5 protein-coding genes and 2 pseudogenes are annotated in these 19,181 nt (G+C 51.8%); 3 read left to right on the forward strand and 4 right to left on the reverse strand.

Annotated elements, in window-relative coordinates:
- Positions 1-163 precede the first annotated feature (163 nt).
- Positions 164-1,618 carry an AMP nucleosidase gene (locus tag WB371_RS23115; RefSeq protein WP_336222301.1) on the reverse strand — a complete coding sequence of 485 codons (1,455 nt, stop codon included), beginning with the start codon at positions 1,616-1,618 and terminating at the stop codon, positions 164-166.
- A 115-nt stretch (positions 1,619-1,733) separates the two neighbouring features.
- Positions 1,734-3,050 (reverse strand): shikimate transporter, encoded by a 1,317-nt coding sequence (gene shiA / locus WB371_RS23120; RefSeq protein ID WP_336222302.1) that lies wholly within the window; start codon positions 3,048-3,050, stop codon positions 1,734-1,736.
- 493 nt (positions 3,051-3,543) lie between these two features.
- Between shiA and WB371_RS23125 the strand changes: the two genes are divergently transcribed.
- The 3 genes from WB371_RS23125 to WB371_RS23135 all read left to right on the forward strand — a co-directional run bounded on the left by WB371_RS23125 (position 3,544) and on the right by WB371_RS23135 (position 8,370).
- Positions 3,544-4,860: a TolC family outer membrane protein gene (locus tag WB371_RS23125; protein WP_336222303.1), complete on the forward strand. Its 1,317-nt coding sequence runs from the start codon at positions 3,544-3,546 to the stop codon at positions 4,858-4,860.
- A gap of 178 nt (positions 4,861-5,038) precedes the next feature.
- Entirely contained in the window at positions 5,039-7,192 is a 2,154-nt protein-coding gene (locus tag WB371_RS23130; protein ID WP_336222305.1) for a type I secretion system permease/ATPase, read from the forward strand.
- Complete coding sequence (locus WB371_RS23135) at positions 7,192-8,370, forward strand: HlyD family type I secretion periplasmic adaptor subunit (RefSeq protein WP_336222304.1); 1,179 nt, start codon at positions 7,192-7,194, stop codon at positions 8,368-8,370. Before WB371_RS23130 ends, WB371_RS23135 begins: the two co-directional genes overlap by 1 nt.
- A 504-nt stretch (positions 8,371-8,874) precedes the next feature.
- Here WB371_RS23135 and WB371_RS23910 read toward each other — a convergent pair.
- Positions 8,875-9,390: pseudogene (locus tag WB371_RS23910) on the reverse strand (type I secretion C-terminal target domain-containing protein); the annotation flags it as partial.
- Between the two features lie 906 nt (positions 9,391-10,296).
- A pseudogene (locus tag WB371_RS23140) lies at positions 10,297-19,167 on the reverse strand (Ig-like domain-containing protein); the annotation flags it as partial.
- Positions 19,168-19,181 lie beyond the last annotated feature (14 nt).

The raw sequence follows: 19,181 nt of genomic DNA on the forward strand, positions 1-19,181 counted from the left end.
GAAATTCTGACATACTCGGCAGGCAGGCATAGAGGTGATCTCATTGAATTGATAGCACAATCAGTAGATCACAAAACTCTATGCCTGTCTTTTTTCACCCGCCCATTACTGGGGATTCCTCAGCGCTTTTAGCGGGCTTTTTGCTTTCTGTTCACAGCCGTTTTTAACGAAACGGCGGTTCGTTAAAGGTTCTTAGTTTGCGTGAGTGTAGACGATCGCCCTCAGCACGCAGCAGGTCTATGGCGCGAATACCAATTTGCAGGTGTTCGGAAATTGCGCCCTCATAGAAACGGTTTGCCTGACCGGGCAGTTTGATTTCACCATGCAGCGGTTTATCGGAGACGCAGAGCAGGGTGCCATAGGGCACGCGGAAGCGGTAACCCTGCGCGGCGATGGTGGCGCTTTCCATGTCAATTGCCACTGCGCGGCTTAGGTTAAAACGCAGTGCTGAAGCGGAGTAGCGTAGTTCCCAGTTGCGATCGGAAGTGGTGACTACCGTTCCGGTACGCAGACGCTGTTTTACTTCTTCCCCCGGCATGCCGCTGACCATCTTTGTGGCGTCGTACAACGCGCGCTGTACCTCTGCGATGCTTGGAATAGGGATGTCCGGAGGCAGCACCGTATCCAGTACCTGATCGTCGCGCAGATAGGCATGGGCAAGCACGTAATCGCCGATCGACTGACTTTCACGCAGACCGCCGCAGTGACCAATCATCAGCCAGACATCAGGACGCAGCACCGCCAGGTGATCGCAAATCGTCTTCGCGTTTGACGGCCCCACACCAATATTTACCAGCGTAATCCCTTGTCCATCCGCAGTGATCAGGTGCCAGGCGGGCATCTGGTGTTTCTTCCAGGCCAGATCGGAAATGGCTTCTTCTGGCGCTTCTGTTTCGGCAGTGATCCAGATCCCCCCGGCACAGGAGAGCGCGATATAGGGGCTGTCCGGATCCAGAATCTGACTGCATCCCCAGCGGACAAACTCATCCACATAGCGGGTGTAGTTAGTGAATAACACAAACGGCTGGAAATGTTCGACCGGTGTTCCGGTGTAGTGGCGCAGCCTTGCGAGTGAGAAATCAACCCTTCGCGCGTCGAAGTGCGACAGAGGCGAAAACTCAACCGGATGATAAATACCGTCGGCGGTTTCGTCACCAATCTGCGCCAGTTCGGTGGTCGGGAAATGGCGTGTCAGGCCAGCGCTCATCGAGCGGTCCAGCGTGAGTTCCGACCCGTCAATCACGTAAGGATAGGGGATCTCATGCTGTGAGGGTTCAACGGTGATATGCGCGTCGTAATCCTGATACAGCAGCGTTAACTGTTCTTCAAGATAGGGACGAAACAGAGCCGGACGGGTAATGGTGGTGGTATAGCAGCCCGCATGGGTAAAACGGCCATACGCGCGTGTTTTCGGTGGGTTTGTGGCATTGCCATCCCAGGTGACAGACAACGATGGATAAACAAAAAGACCTTTACTGCGGGCGGTGAGATCGGGAAGTTCCCCTGTTTCAATGTACTTGCCAATGGCGTTGCGCAGTGCCTGAACCGACTGCTCATAGAGTGCATCAAGTTTTTCCAGCGCTTGAACCGGGGTCAGGCTGGAGCCCTTACTCTTCATCTGTGTCTCCTTGTTCTTCAGGTGTACTGCTCACCCGATAGTATGTCAGCGTAATGTGAAACAAAAGTCAGCGTTTTAGAGAAAAGGCGAGAGCTGAACAGCCCTCGCAATGAAATCAGGCGTGTTGCTTATCTTTCATCAACAGTGCGGTGGTGCCCGAGATAAGACAACCTGCCAGTAAATAGATAGCCACGCTGTGCCAGTCGCCGTCAGAGAAGGTGACCAGCGCGGCAGCAATGAACGGCGTGAATCCGCCGCCGACGACACTTGCTACCTGATAACCTACGCCCGCGCCGCTGTAGCGGTATCCCGCACCAAACATGCTTGTGAACATGGGCTGTTGTACACAAACCACCATGTCATGGGCGATATTCGCGAGCATGATCGAAAAGAATACAATCCAGAAGATCGACTGTGATTCCAGGGCCATGAAGAAGGGAAAAGCACTAAGGGTGCCGATCACCGCGCCGGTAATATAAATCCGACGGCGACCAAACCTGTCCGCCAGCCAGGCAAAACAGGGGATAGTCAGGCAACTGAGGCCGCCAACCAGCAGGCCAATATTCAGAAATAGCTCACGCGGCAAGCCGAGATTTTGTGTTGAAAAGTTAAGGGCAAACGCAGTGACGATGTACATCGTCAGCAGTTCACACAGTCGTAGGGCGATAATCTTTAAAAATGCGCCAGGATGCTGGATAAGCGCTTCCATTACCGGCAAACGCTTTTTCTCTACAGGGGGCTGTTGTTTTTGCTGCTCGAATTCCGCTGATTCTTCCATGCTGTTTCTCACCCACAGCGCGCCGAGGACCAGGATGATGCTAAACAGGAAAGGGATGCGCCAGCCCCAGTTCAGGAACTGCTCATCCGTGGTGAGAGAACTGATTAGTGATACCAGTCCCGTGGAGAGCAGTAAACCGACACCATAACCCACCTGGACGCCGCTGCTGTAGAACGCTTTTTTGTTCTCTGGCGCACTTTCTACGGAAAGTAAAGCGGCGCCGCCCCATTCACCTCCGACAGCAAAGCCCTGAATCGCACGCAGCAGCACCAATAAAACGGGGGCCCACCAGCCGACAGAGGCGAATGAAGGAAGAACGCCAATCAATGCGGTGGCGATGCCCATCATCCAGACAGTGAGCATCAGCATTCGCTTGCGGCCCAGGCGATCGCCAAAATGACCGAAGATTACGCCTCCGAGCGGTCGAAACAGAAAACCGACCCCGAAGGTCGCGAAGGCGGCAAGCGTGCCCATCGCCGGGCTGACCTGCGGGAAAAACTCACGGTTGAATACCAGCGCAGCGGTGATGCCATAGAGAAGAAAATCATACCAGTCAACGACTGCGCCTGCGAAACTACCCAGTGCTGCGCGTCGGGCGCGATGGAGCGATGGTGTCTCCTCTTTTGAGGAGGTGGAGATGAGGGGGGAATCCATAGTCATCCTGTCAGTACGCAATTTTGTTATTAGTATAGGAATCAGGGTTACACACATTGCCGCCAACCTATAAGTGGCAGTGATGAGACTAACGCGACAGGCGAGAAGATAAAACGATTTTTATTGCTGATGGACCAGAACAGAAAGATATCGGCTGTAGCACGTCCGAACTAGCAAAAAAGCCCAATTTGTGATGTTTTGGTTCGGGTAAAAGCGGTGATGCAATACCCTGGTTTTATAAATTCATTGTCGGAAATGCTTGCATTTTTCGACCTTTACACCTTGCGGTGAGTGCTTATCGCTTTTGATACATTTCTGGACTACATAACGTAATATGTATTTTCCTAATTGAAATCTTTATGGTAAAAACACGCAAATAAATTCCTCTGTTTGTATCTTATAAATATGGTTTATATAAATATAAACCATCAATATATCTTCTGGGGCAGATGTATTGCTCTGGTCTGAAGACTTTATACGTGGATTTTACTCAATGAAAAAGTTAAATACTCTGGTATTGTGCGCTTTAGCGATAGCATGCCACCAGCACTACGCTTCTGCCGCTTCCGGTTTCGCCGATAATTGTACAACTGACTGCATACAAACTTTTCGTAACGTAAATGAAACATCGTTAGAGAAAAGTATCTTAGCGGCAATATCGCACAGTCCGGAACTTGCTGAAATTAAATCTGCGTTAAATATTGATAATGCCCGCGTGGATGAGCAAAAAGGTGCCTGGATGCCACAGGTATTTGTGAATGGCACCAGTCGCGATCTTACTTCTAACGGTAATAATGATAGTGAATCTTATGGCATCAGCGTTTCTCAGTTGCTTTATGATTTTGGTAGAACCACTAATAGCATTAAACAAGCAAAAAATGCGGTTGAAGGGGATAGCTTTAAAATTCAGTCCTCTATAAACGATATTGCGGACAATGTGTCTTCCCTGTATGTACGTGTGAAGCGCTACGAGGCGCTTATTGCTATTGCCAAAGATAATATCGAATCATTAAAAAATGTCGAAAAACTGGCTCAGTTGCGTTCTGGCGCGGGGTTGAGTACCTCTTCAGATGTGCTTCAGGCCCAGACACGTGTCATTGCTATGCAAACCACGCTTGAGGATTATCAGTATCAATATTCTCTTGCTTTAAAGCAGTTGGCTGTTCTGTCGGGCGTGAATGCGTCATCGTTAACATCGCTCCCGCTGGTCTTTAATGAGCCGCTTAAATCCTTTAATTCGCAGGACTATGAAACACTCCCGACAGTGTTGGTCGCCATGAGTGACAAGCAGTCCGCAGAATATGAGGTGAGTAAAGCCAAATCGGGCCATATGCCAACGCTTTCGTTGCGGGCAGACCGCTCTTATAGTCAAAATAATGGCTCTTCATCCGATCTTTCCTGGGATAATCACGTATCGGTAAACGTCAGCGTGCCGCTGTATCAGGGGGGAATTGTCTCCTCCAGAGTGGAGCAGGCTCAGGGGAGTGTGATCAGCGCACAGGCGCGTATTGATAAAGCAAAAATGGATGCGGAGAAGCGCATCGACAGCTTTATGGAAGACTGGAGAGGTGCCCAGGCGCGCAAAGCTAACAGCGATCAACAACTGCGTGCGGCACGTAAAACACGTGAAGTTTATCGAAATGAGTATACGTTAAGTAATCGTAGCCTTAATGATCTATTAAGCGTTGAGCAAGATGTTTTCCAGGCTCAACAGGCCCAAACTATGGCCGAATATGATTCTTTGCAAGCTTCTCTTGCTTATGCCGTCAGTACTAATTCATTACTGCAGAAGCTGAATATCATGCCTTGATATTTGCTTTTCAGCGCCATGACGTAAATAACTTGTTGGTCTGGTCTGGTAACGCCAGGTTCATTTTGTGTGAAACAGGGATTGACGTCATTATTTATATGTGAAACGTATCAGAATTAATGTCTGATGGGTTTTGCAATTTAATTTATCAATGTTTTAAGAGTAGACAGTCGTGAATATGAATAAAAGTAGCGAGGTGATTGACGCCTGGCTTTCGGCAATGGTGTATGTCGCAAGGCATTATCGCCTCGATTATTCCGAAGAGAATGTGCGCGTCGCAATGCAATGGGAAAAAAATAACGCCCTGAGTGCAATGTTGCAAAATATGGCGCGTCAGCTCAGCCTTGCGATCCAGATTAAAAAATTTAAAGCCAGTCAGCTCGATCCCTGGCGAATGCCGCTGGTGGTGGAGTTGTCCGGCGGTCAGATTGGCGTATTAACGAAGATGGATGCGCAAGATAACGTCAGCGTTGTTTTCCACAACGATGATGGTCTGGAAAGCGTCTTCAGTAAGGAAGAGTTGATTACGCGCATTGAACGCGTGGCGATACTGCGCCCGCTGACATCAATTCCTGATGCCCGCGTCGATAACTATATCAAACCTTATCAGGGCAACTGGTTCTGGAAACTGGCGTTACGCGACTGGCCTCGCTATTTCGATATTATTCTGGCGGCATTTATCGCGAATGTGCTGGCACTTGCGGGCACGCTTTTTTCAATGCAGGTTTATGACCGGGTTGTCCCTTCGCAGTCTGAACCCACGCTGTGGGTGCTGTTTGGCGGCGTGATGCTGGCCATTATATTTGAATTTTCAATGCGCCTTATCCGTGTTCATATCGCGGATGTGATCGGTAAACGCGCCGACCTGCGAATTTCTGATCGGGTGTTTGGTCACGCCCTGCGTATCAAAAATAGCGCCCGCTCCAAATCGACGGGCTCTTTCATCTCGCAAATCCGCGAACTGGAGTCCGTACGTGACTTGATTACGTCCACCACCATCAGCGTGGTTTCCGATTTGCCATTCTTCTTCATCTTTTTCGCTATCTTATGGAATATCGGCGGACCGCTGGCCTATGTTGTACTTATCGCGCTACCGCTACTGATTATCCCTGGCATACTGATTCAGTTTCCGCTGGCAAAACTCTCTAACGAAGGGATGCGTGAATCGGCAATCCGTAATGCGGTACTGGTTGAATCCGTTCAATGCATTGAAGATATCAAGCTGTTACGCGCTGAGCAGCGCTTCCAGAATCAGTGGAATCACTCTAATAACGTCTCATCGTCAATCGGAATGAAGCAACGTTTCCTGACCGGTTTTTTAATGACCTGGACTCAGGAAGTGCAATCGATCGTTTACGCGGTCGTGCTGCTGGTAGGCTGCTTCCTTGTTATGAAAGGCGAACTGACCACCGGTGCGTTAGTGGGGACCTCCATCCTGGCATCCCGTGCGATAGCGCCGCTGGCGCAAATTTCAGGCGTACTGGCGCGCTGGCAATCTGCGAAGGTCGCCCGCAAGGGGTTAGACGAGTTAATGCGCCGTCCGGTCGATCAGGAAGAACGTCATAAATTTGTTCATAAGTCGGTACTGAAGGGTCAGTACCAGTTACAAGGCGCACTCTTTTATTACGACGAAGAGACCAAAAAGCCTGATCTGATGATCGGCAAACTGAATATTAACGTCGGAGAGCGGGTTGCGATTTTAGGGCGTAACGGCGCAGGTAAATCCACGCTGCTTCAGGTGTTGGCCGGGATGCAAACCATTCAACAGGGCGAACTGCTGATGGATAACATCTCAATGCGCCATCTGGATCCTGCCGATGTGCGTCGTGATGTGGCTTTCCTGAGCCAAAACTCCCGGCTGTTTTTCGGCACGATTTTTGAAAACCTCACCATGGGCCGCCCTCAGGCGACTGATGAAGAAATCCATCATGCGTTAAAAGTCAGCGGCGCGCTGGGCTTCGTACAGCAACAGAAAAATGGTCTCAACTACATGATCATGGAGGGCGGTTATGGTCTCTCTGGCGGACAACGCCAGGCGCTGTTGTTGGCCCGCACGATTTTATGCCAGCCAGAAGTTTTGCTGCTGGATGAACCCACGGCCGCAATGGATGAAGTGACCGAACAGTACGTTATTGATGAACTGAGTTCATGGCTGGGCCATCGGACGCTGGTGATTGCCACGCACCGACTGGCAATGTTGCGGCTCGTTGACCGGATTATCGTCATCGATAACGGTCGGATAGTGATTGATGATGTGAAAGAGAAAGTGCTTAACCAGTCTCAACTGAGTACCGGGCCAAAAACGAGCACAACCGTTGCGGAGGCAAAATAATGGCTAATCCCTCATTAGTGACACAGGATCTGATATCGCAACCGAAGCTCGGACGCTCCTCATTGCTCGTATGGATGATCTTTTTACTGCTGGCCGGTTTTTTAGTGTGGGCGAAATATTTTTCACTGGATGAAGTCAGTACCGGCAGCGGGAAAGTTGTTCCTTCCTCGCGGGAGCAGGTGGTGCAATCGCTGGAAGGCGGTATTATTTACAATCTTCAGGTACACGAAGGAGATATCGTGCAGCGCGGCCAATTGCTGGCTGAACTGGATCGCACCAAAACGCAGTCCAGCGTGGAAGAGAGTTCTTCGCGTTTAAAAGCGGGTCTGGCGCGAGCGGCGCGACTGGAAGCGGAAGTTAACGATCATCCGATTAATTTCCCGGTCGAAGTCCTGAACGAAAAAGATCTGATTAAGACCGAAACTGACCTGTATATCTCGCGTAAATCGAGTCTTGATCAGGGACTGGTTGGGTTAAAGCAGGGGATTAATCTGGTCCAGCAGCAGTTAAACATGACGCAGCCGCTGGTGAAGCAGGGGGCTGCAAGCGGTGTGGAAGTTCTGCGGCTGAAAACTCAGCTTAATGATTTGCAGAACAAAGCGGTCGATATGAAATCGCAATATTATGTGCGGGCACGTGAAGAACTCAACCGTACGAATGAAGACGTGGAGGCATTACGTTCCGTGATGCGTGGTCGCGAAGATTCGCTGACACGCCTCAAAATGTATTCCCCTGTACGCGGTATCGTGAAGAATATCGAAGTCACCACGGTAGGGGGAGTCATACCGCCAAACGGCAAATTGCTCACGCTGGTGCCGATGAACGATGACATGTTGATTGAAGCGCGTATTTCGCCTCGTGACGTTGCGTTTATACACCCAGGCCAGCCTGCTCTGGTCAAAATCACCGCGTATGATTATTCCATTTTCGGTGGATTGCAGGGTGAGGTGACGATGATTTCGCCTGACAGTATTCAGGACGACGTGAAGCGCGATGTTTATTATTACCGGGTGTTTATCCGCACAAAATCTAACTATCTGGAAAACAAAAAGAAAGAGCGTTTTCCTATCTTCCCGGGGATGGTGGCGACGGTTGATATCAAAACGGGTAACCGCACCGTGCTGGATTACCTGATTAAACCGCTCAATAAGGTCAATGAGGCATTGCGCGAGCGCTAATAATATCCTGTTAACGTCAAACATAAGCCCGGTCCAACTGTGACCGGGCTTTTTTATATCTAATGCATTCTCTGTAGGCCCGATAAGCTTGCGCCATCGGGCATTGCATCGTTTATCAGCAGTCAGAAGGTCTTGCCGGATGGCGGCTGACGCCTTATCCGGCCTACACGGGATTGAAATATCAATACGTTAATGCCCATACGTTAATGCCCGATGAGCTTGCGCTATCGGGCATTGCATCGTTTGTCAGTAGTCAGAAGGTCTTGCCAGATGGCGGCTGACGCCTTATCCGGCCTACACGGGATTACAATATCAATACGTTAATGCCTATACGTTAATGCCCGATAAGCTTGCGCCATCGGGCATTGCATCGTTTGTCAGCAGTCGGAAGGTCTTGCCGGATGGCGGCTTACGCCTTATCCGGCCTACACAGGATTGCAATATCAATACGTTAATGCCTATACGTTAATGCCCGATGAGCTTGCGCCATCGGGCATTTCACGTCTACACCACCGTTAATTGATGGTTAGCCAGAAGCGTGGCGAGGTCGGTGTGAACATTTATTAGTGTCACAACGGTGGTCATCTCATGTGCCGCTCCGGTACCATCCCGATCAATTTTTATATCGACATTGTCACCGTTTTGTACCACTTTCACAAAGTCCTCGATATTGCCGGTCGACGCGTCAAGCGTGGCCACGCCATCAACATAGTGCGCACTACCAGTTCCGCTATAGCCGCTGCCTTTAATTAATTCATGAATATCCACCCGACCGCTATTCGCCGGTCCTTCCCAGGCGGCGACATTAAAGCCGCTGACCACATCATGCCCGACGCCGCCATCATTGCTGCCGCTGCTGATCAGCTTATAAAGCAGAGTGTCGTGGCCGCCGTTGGAGATATCAATAATATCGTCGCCACCGCGCCCTTCGATCTGGTTATCAAGGGATGAGCCTTTGATATGATCCGCCTGGTTACTACCGGCAAAGCCTTCGATATTGACCAGTATCGCCGTATTAAAGCCGGTATTTTGCGCGCCGAGCTGTGATAAATCGATCGTCACGCCCACGGTGGAACTCTTATAATCGATAACGTCCATCCCGCCGGTGGCTGACCATACGCCCGTGCCGCTGGTGTATTCCCAACCGCCCTGGCCGTTATAGGTGTCGGTACCGGCAGACGCCATCAGGACATCGTTATAACCAGTTCCGGATATCGTACCGTTGTTGCTGGCGCTATCCGACTCCACCGTCATCACGTGACACTCGTTTGCCGCCCCAGCCTGAATACCGCCCCAGTTGGCATTAACATCCTGGCTGATGGTTTTTGATACGCCGTTTTCCTGGTAGAGCAACTCCAGATGATAGGTTTGATTCGGATCTAATCCGTAAAAATCAATAATCGCCGAAGAGTCGTTATTACCAACGCCCGCCTGTGGATTCAGGATCTGTGTCGAAACCCGTTTGCCGGTTGAGTCATATAAATTAACCGTGTTGCCAAAGAAGCAGTTAATCCCGTTTTTATCAATGATTTTAAAATGCAACGAAGTACCGTTTGCTACCGCATTGGGATTATGGACGAGCTGAGTGCTGCCATTGACACAGGTTATAAGGACATCTCTGGCGCCGTCCCAGTCATAATCCAGGCTTAACGATGTGGCTGAAACAGAAGAATAACTGGTGCCTATGTTCACGCTAGTGAAATTCGACCCAGTGCCATTATTCAGAAACACCTTTGCCGTACCGGTTGCGACGATATTGGCAATATCCATATAACCATCATGATTCCAGTCTATCGCGATAATACCATGAGTATAAACACCGGTGCTCTTCCACGATATCGGAGTGCCCAATGTGCCATCACCATTATTAAATGCAATAGCATTATATCCGTTACTTGTTCCGTAACTGTTGATCCACAGATCCATATAACCATCGTTATTGAAATCTGCCCAGGTCAATGGGGCGATAAACCATGTCGCATTACTTATCACTGGAAACCAGATATCAGATGTCCATTGCTGCCAATTAAAACTCCCGTCGCCATTATTATGCATGGATGCATAATGACGGTCGGCTGTTTCATAGGTGATATCCACCTTACCGTCATTATCCAAATCGACACCCGATACCGACGTATTTGCTGCCCAGTCAGTGACCTTACCCGTATGCGTATTTGGCTCTTTTCCTGAAGTCGAAGCAACTTCAGTAAAGGTTCCATTGCCATTATTGATGAACCAGACCCCGCTGTTCGCACTGAAATCCCCCATCGCAAAGTCAGTATAGCCATCGCCATTAATATCAATGGCGATCGTCCCACCTCGATACGTTGCGCCTGCGGCCGAGGTAGTTATTTTTAATGGGGTATAGCTATCCGCACCATTGTTGGTACTGATATAGATACTACTGATAGTACCAGTCTGGCTGATGATATCCATATCGCCATCGCGATCATAATCAAAGAAGGTCGACGAGCTATATTTATCAGAACCAAGGTTAATCGTGGCTGGCGACCAGGAAGTACGAGAACTGGCGTTCACCACAGAGCCGTTGGCGGAAAACTCCCACTCCCCTCGTGAGTTTAACGTCACGGAACCACCTATCGTGTCAGGGAAAGTGCTTGAGATTGTGGTTGGGTTATTGAATATAGGATCGCCAGTGATCATGATTGATGATGTCGATGGATCAACCCCACTTGGCATGGTGACCGTCATATCAACCTTATAGGCCGTAGCCGACTTCGCCATCGCATCGCTATCGGGTATCTGGAGATACCAGGTTTGTGATGCAATATCAACCACCACAGCGCCCGTGGTCGATGAATAGGTTTTGCCGTTGACCTTAACCTCCAGCGTATATCCTTCCCGGAACTCACCGGTAAAGGTACCGCGCAGCACTGGCGTGGTATCCGTGGTGCTCATTGCCGTCATTTGCGCATAGGTCGGTACTGCGGTATCCAGTATATAGTCAAATTCTCCGCTGATAGCACCGGTATTGCCAGCCGCGTCAATATACTGCGCGGTATATTTATAGGTGCCATCAGCCAATGTGGCGAGATTATCGGCAAACGACCATGTCGTCCCGTTGATCGTCGCGTAACCCACCAACACGCCGTCACGGAAAATCGCCAGCCTGTCGCCAGGGTTCGCCGTCTTCGAAAGCGTACCATTAATCACTGGCGTTTTGTCATCACTGGCCGTGCCTGCGCTAAAGGTGCCCTTCGTATCACCCGCATCGTCGGTATAACTGACGATAGTGACAACAGAATCCGGCGCGGTGGTGTCCACCGTAAAATTCTGCGTCGCCTGTCCGGTATTACCAATCGGATTGGTGACGCTGGCGGTAATGGTGTAATTTGTGCCTTCTGTCAACGCGGCCAGATCGGCAGTGCTGACATCACAGCTCCACTTACCATCAGCCACCGTCGCGGTATAGGTTTGACCATTCAGCGTGATGGTGACCGTCTGCCCGTCCGGCGCGTTGGTGGTGCCGGTAATCTGTTGCGTGACTACCGCTTCTGCAGCGTTCAGCCACAAATCGCCGGTAAAGGGATCAATAGCAATCGTCCATGTATCATCGCTGACGGTGACCGTTTTGCTGGCAATGTCCGAGCTGTTGCCCGCTTTGTCAGTGACCACAGCCGTCATGGTGTAATCGCCATCCGCCAGCGCGGCAAACTCACTTGCCGGTAGATCGACAGACCAGGTGCCGTCCGTGCCGACAGTCGCGGAATACTTGCCGCCGTTATTAAAGACCAGCGTTACCGTCTGGCCTGCTTCAGCCGTGGTTGTCCCCGTGACATGGATACCGTTCGCCTGTTCAGTCATATTGACTACGTTATCGGTTCCGGCAACGTTGACGTCAAAGCTGATTGTGGGCGCACTGGTATCAATAATAATGGCCTCACTGGTCGAGGCATGGTTGCCGCTTGCGCTATCGACCGAGGCTTTGATGGTGTAACCGCCGTCGACGAACGCCGCCCAGTCGGCTGGGGCGACGGAAACACTCCAGTCGCCGTTGCTGTCTACGGTCGCGGTATAGGTTTTCGCCGCCGCCGAACCGTCGCCGAGAATCACCGTCACCGTTTTACCTGCCGCTACACCTGTCGTCGTACCGCTGATAAGCTGCGCCTGACTCTGCTCAGTTTTATTCACCTGGTTATCGCCGGTGAAGTCATCAATCGTGATGGTGGGCAGCGTTTGATCCACATTGAATGTTTTGGATTTTGTGGCGCTGTTACCTGCGGCATCCGTGACTTTCGCCTCTATGCTATAAACGCCGGTATGTAGCAGAGCCAGATCGTCGGACGACATCGTGATGCTCCATTTGCCGTCCACGCCGATGGTTGCGGTATAGTCATGTTTGAAACTACCGCCATCACCTGTAACCGTGACGGTTATCGTGCGCCCGGCTTCGCTGGTTGACGCCGTACCGGTGATGTTCTGCCCGTTCAGATTAGCCAGTTCATCGTTGTTGAGCGTGTTATCGCTGGTCACCGCATCAATGGTGACAGACGGCGCGACAGTATCAACGATTACCGTCGTCTGCGTCGCGTGCCCGATATTGCCATGGCCGTCATCAATCGTCGCGTCAACCAGCACACTGCCGTCGCTCAGGCCTTTAATCACCGCCGCCGGAACCGAAATACTCCAGGTGCCGTCCGCGTTTACCGTCGTGGTGTAATCCACCCCGTCAAAGGTGACCCGCACCGCCATCCCTTCTTTGGCGTCGGCGGTGGTGCCGCTTACCGTCAGATTGCTGGTGCTGTTATGCTCCAAGGCGTTGATATAGTTATCGTCGGAAATCGGGTTAATGTAGATCGACGGGATTTTAACCTGCACTTCCAGCGGCGGGTTCGCCGTGGCTGAGCCAGGGTTGCCTGCCACGTCCACCACCGAGGCCTGGACGTCATAGTCGCCATTGGAAAGCGAGCTAAGATCCGACGGCGGAACCGAGACTGACCAGGTGCCATCCGGTTTCACGGTCGTGGTGTAGTTTTTGCCATTAAAGGTCACGGTTAACGTTTGTCCTGCCGCATCCAGCGATGCCGTACCTTTAATCTCCAGCGGCTGCGTCATCTCCGCCAGCGTCAGCACGTTATCGCCGCTGATAACCCCGATGGTAATGATCGGCGCGACGGGTTCGTAAACAATAAACCTGTCCACTTCAGCGCTGGTGCCGATATCGTTCGTCACTTTGACGGTGATCTGATTCGCGTTGCCAATGACCAGACCTGACAACTGGTCTTGCGGGATGGTCAGCGACCATGAGCCGGAGGCGTCGTTCTCAGGGTTGACGATATTGGTTGTATAACTGTGACCGGCAAAGGTCACGGTCACCGTATCGCCGTCTTTAGCATTAAAGGAACTGCCGGTAATGGTCAGTCCATTAGCATTCATCGCTTCCGCTGCGTTGATGACATCATCGCCCGCGACCAAATCCAGCGAAATCGACATCTGCGTCAGGTCAACGGTCGCCGTGGTATTGACCGGCTCGGAAACGTTGCCCCAGCTGTCCGCACCGGATACCGTAAAGCTCAGCGTTGCGCCATTCGCCCATCCGGCAACCTCCGTTTGCGGAATAATAGCTGTCCATGTCTTCCCGTCCGCCTGCACCGATCCCGTAAAGGTTTTACTGGTGGTGCCATCGCTCACCACAATAGTGATGGTATCGCCCGGCGACAGGTTAGTCACCGAACCGGACAAGATCAGCGCCTGTTCATGCTCCAGTTTATTGATAACTTTATCGCCGGATACATCATTAATCGTCAAGACCGGTTCTTTAATCGCCACCCCGACCGGATGAGTATAAATATCACTGGTGTTACCGTGGCTGTCTGTCACCGTCACATTGAGAACGTAGTGCCCGTTGGGGATAGCATTCAGATCGTCGGCAGAGACATTGACACTCCAGGTCATATCACTCTGCACCGTGGCGGTATACGTGCCGCCGGCAAACTTAATCGTAACGGTATCGCCCGCGCTGCCGTTGATGACTTTACCACTGAGGGTTTCGCCGTCGGACGCTTCGCTGGCGTTGATGATATCGTCCGTCGCCACGGTGTTAATGATCACCGATGGCGCGACCGTATCCACCACAACAGATTTTGTTGCCGCCGCCGTGTTGCCGTCGTCATCCTTCGCCTGAACGATAATCGAATGCGCACCTTCGCTGATCGACGCAATATCGGTGGCGGGAATGCTTAACGACCATGTCCCGCCTGTGACGGTCGGATGATAGGTTTTACCGTTAAAGATCAGCGTCAGCACGCTGTCATCCGGCAGATTTGACGTACCGTTGATCACAAACGTTGACTGTTTCTCGGAACTGTTCAGCACATCGTCGCTGCCCGCCGAGGTGGAGGTAATCGCCACTTCCGGTAGTGCCGTTTTTACCTGAATGTCGTGATGCGCCTGGCTTGCCGCATTGCCTGCGGAATCTTTGGCATCGGCGGTAAAGGTATACGTGCCGTCCGCCAGACCTCTAATGACCTCAGCGCTAACCCCGATACTCCACTCGCCATTTTCATCAACCGAGGTGATAAAGGTTTTCACCACTCCGGAGGCGTTAGTCAGTTTCACCGTGACCACCGAACCTTCCTCAAGTCCGGTGGAGGTCCCGGTGATGACCTGCGCCTGCTCATGTTCGGTAGCGTTAATCACATCATCGCCTACCTGATTAGCGTCAAACGCCAGCATTGGCGCGGAAGTATCCACGGTGACTTTGGTGGTTTTACTGGTTGCGTTGCCAGCGGCGTCGGTGACGCTCGCCGTCACCGATTTTATTCCGTCGGTCAGTTGGGCGACATCGCCGGCCGGAATCGTCACCGACCATTCGCCATTAGCGTCAATTTGTGCGCTGTAGTTTTTCCCATCCAGCGTGACCTGAACCGTGTGTCCTTCGCCGGCGTCGCTGCTGCCTTTAATCACAACCGCCGCCGAATGTTCAGTGCTATTAATGACGTTATCTTCGGCAATGGTGTCTATCGACAATGTCGGCGCTTTGCTGTCAATCAGCACGTCCTGGGCGCTGTCGGCACGGTTGCCGGCTTTGTTCTGTACAATCGCCTCAACGGTCAGATGACCGTCCTGTACTGACGACAGGTCGAGAACGGAAACGGTTATTGACCAGTTGCCACTGGCATCCACTTTGGCGGTGTAATTTCTGCCGTTGAATTTAACCAACACATTACAACCTTCTTCAACACCTGCCGTCGAACCGGTGATCGTCAGCGGCGTTTTCATCTCCTGGGCATTAAGCATGTTATCAGTGGAAACTGCGTTGATGCTGATAGCTGGGCCATCCAAATCCACCAGGATCGGCTCGACCACCACGGTAGCGTTGCCGGAAGCATTATTGACCGATGCTTTAACATCGAGATTACCGGCAGGCCAGGCTTTCACCTCATCGCTGGTAAAGCCCACTTGCCAGGTACCATCCGCTTTCACAACTGCATCATGGGTGACGTTATTGACAGTCACCTTCACCACGGCACCCGCATCAACGTTATCGCAAGTCCCCTGAATGATAACGGGCGCGTCATGCTCGATCATATTGATCACATCATCGCCGGACACCATATCAATGGTCAGTTTTGGCAAACCGGCATCCACTGTGATATCTAAACTGGCATGCCCCTGGTTGCCCGATGCCGTCGTCACGTCGGCAGTGATGGTCGCCTGGCCGTCGCCCAGCGACTGGATATCCGCCGCCGAAATATCAATACTCCAGCTCAGATCGCTCTTCACCTCGGCATGATAGGTGTTACTGCCAAAGTGAATATTAATGGTATCGCCCGCTTTTACATTCGTCGCATGACCGGACAGCGTCTGACTGCTCTGAATTTCAGTGGAGTTGACAATATTATCGGTCGCAAAGCGATCGAACGTGATAACCGGGACGCGGGTATCAATGGCAATATCATGAGTGGTGGTATTGGTATTGAGATATTTATCGACCACGACAGCGGTAATGGTGTAGTCGCCATTGGCCAGCAGCGACAGATCGCTCGCAGAAACCACCAGACTCCAGGTACCACCGGTTACGGTAGCCAGATAATTTTTGGTGCCGAACGTCACTATAATCTCGGCGTTATCCGCGGCATTACTGGTGCCGTTAATCGTCAGCGGCGACTGTGCCTCCAGCGCGTTGACAATATCATCTACCGCCACACTATCGATGGTCACCGTCGGCAGCGCGGTAATTACTTCAATCACTTTAGTATCGCTACTGCTGTTGCCGGCTTTATCGGTAATGGTCACCGTCAGGGTGTTGTCGCCTTCCGGTAAGGTTTTAATCACACTGGCCGGAACACCGAACGTCCAGACGCCGTTGGCATCTACTTCGGTGGTATAGGTGCTGCCGCCGATTTTAAGGGTGACAGTGTCGCCAGGAGCCGCGCCAGCACTGGTTCCGCTGATAAACTGGTTAGCGTTATGCTCGTTGCTGTTAATGACGTTATCGTCCATCAGCGGATCGTCAAATTTCACCGTGGGCGCCACGATATCAAACGACAGCGTCTTGTTGTTCTCGCCCGTATTACCGACACGGTCAACCACAGTGACAGAAACGTCATAATTACTGATGCTGAGTTGGGCGACATTATCCTTCGGCACAGTTACCGACCAGGTGTTATCGGCATTGACCTTAGTCTGATAATTCTGGCCGTTCAGCATCACATAGACGTCACAACCTGCCGGCGCACTGGTTATACCGCTGATAACCAGATCGTGGCTGCGTTCATCGCTGTTGATGATGTTGTCTCCGCCAGCCATAGAAGTGATATAAATGGTCGGGGTATCCAGCGCCACTAACGTCGCGCGTGACGCATTAGCGACTCCACCATCGAGATTGACGACCTGGGCCTGAACAGTGATCAGGCCATCGGTGAGCAGCGTCATGTCATCGGCGCTGATATCAACAGACCAGTTGCCATTTGCATCCACGGATGTTGTATAGCTTTTTACTCCGAAGGTCACTCTGACCAGTTGTCCCGTTTCGACGCCGATGGTACTCCCGCTGAGAGTCAGCCCGGCAGCTTTTTCACTGGCGTTGACGACATCATCGGAAGTGATCACATTAATGGAGATCGCCGGAAGCGAGAGATCGATAACGAAATCATGTTTACCCGAAATTGTCTGTCCTTCGCTGCTGGTCGCGGTCGTCTTAACGATCTCAGTGCCGTCCCACAGCGCCACATCCTCTGCCGGGACATTCACCTGCCAGATATATCCAGCCTGGACCGTGGCATCGTAGGATTTGCCATTGATCTCAACTTTAATCACCGTTCCCAGATCGAAGCCGGTACAACTGCCGACAATATAAACATTGCTGCTATGTTCGATGTAGTTAACGACATCGTCGCCGGTCACCGAGTTGACATAGATGCCCGGCAAACCAGCGTCGATATTGATTTCACGCGACCCTGTGCCAGTGTTGCCCTGAGCGTTGGTCACTTCTGCGGTGATATCCTGTAGCCCGTTGCCCAGTTCTTTCATCACAGCGGAAGGAATCACCACACTCCAGGTCAGATCGCTGTTTACCGTCGTCGTATAGTCATGAAGGCCGATGTGAACCGTCACGGTATCACCGGCTTTCGCATCGGTGACTTTACCGCTCAACGTCTGATCGTTCTCAATTTCTGCCGAGTTGACAATGTTATCGAGACAGAACGTATTGATAGTGACAGTAGGTAAATGGGTATCGACCGTGAACTCATGCCCGCTTGTTGTGGTATTACCGCTGCTATCGGTGACGGTCGCCGTCACCGTCACTTTGCCTTCCGGCAAAGCGGCTACATCATCGGCTGAGACCGTCAGGCTCCAGACGCCGTTGCTGGCGCTGGCGATGTAATCCTTACCATTGAGCGTCACTTTAACGCTGCTGATATCGCTATCGCATGTTCCGCTCAGGGTCAGGGCTCCGCCTTTCTCTGTGGCGTTGACGATATCATCGGTCGCGACGTTATCAATCGTCACTGCCGGGCCAGTTAGATCAACGGTAATATCGTGTGATGCGCTGCCTTTATTCCCTGCGGCATCGCTTACTTCCACCTTAATGGTCGTTTTACCTTCCGTTAGCGCAGTAATGTCCGCCGCAGGGATAGCCATACTCCAGTTGCCGCTGGCGTCGGTGTAAGCGGTATAATCTTGCCCGTTTAAATTAATCTGGACGGCTGTTCCGGCTGCAACACCGGTCGCATTCCCGCTAATAAGCTGCATTCCACCGTGTTCAGCAATATTGATCACATCATCACCAGCTACTGTGTTGATAGTGATGACGGGAGCAGCAGTATCTACCGTAAAGTCTTTCGTGATGGTGGTGCTGTTGCCTGCGTTGTCGGTGGCTTTCACCGACAGGGTCTGGCTGCCGTCGGTCAGTGCCGCCGCATTCGCCGCCGGAAGGGTGGCCGTCCAGGTGCCGCCGGTGACGGTCGCGGTATAATCCTGGCCGTTCAGCGTGATGACGACGGTCTTCGTGTCTGCCGCGCAGGTGCCGGACAGGGTGATATCGCCGCCTTTTTCAGCGGTGTTAACGATGTTGTCGGCGGTGACGTTATCGGCGGTGACGGCCGGTGCAATGCTGTCGACCGTAAAGTCGTGCGTGGCGGAGGCGGTGTTGCCGGCGGTGTTGGTGGCGTTTGCGGTGACGGTCACTTTACCGTCGGCCAGCAGCTCGACATCCGCAGCCGGAAGGGTGGCTGTCCAGGTGCCACTGGTGACCGTGGCGATATAGTCCTGACCGTTCACCGTCACTTTAATACTGGTGACGTCCGTGCCGCAGGTGCCGCTCAGTGTGATGTCCGCACCTTTCT

The organism is Citrobacter amalonaticus (genome assembly GCF_037053465.1).
GTDB classification, from domain to species: domain Bacteria; phylum Pseudomonadota; class Gammaproteobacteria; order Enterobacterales; family Enterobacteriaceae; genus Citrobacter_A; species Citrobacter_A amalonaticus_H.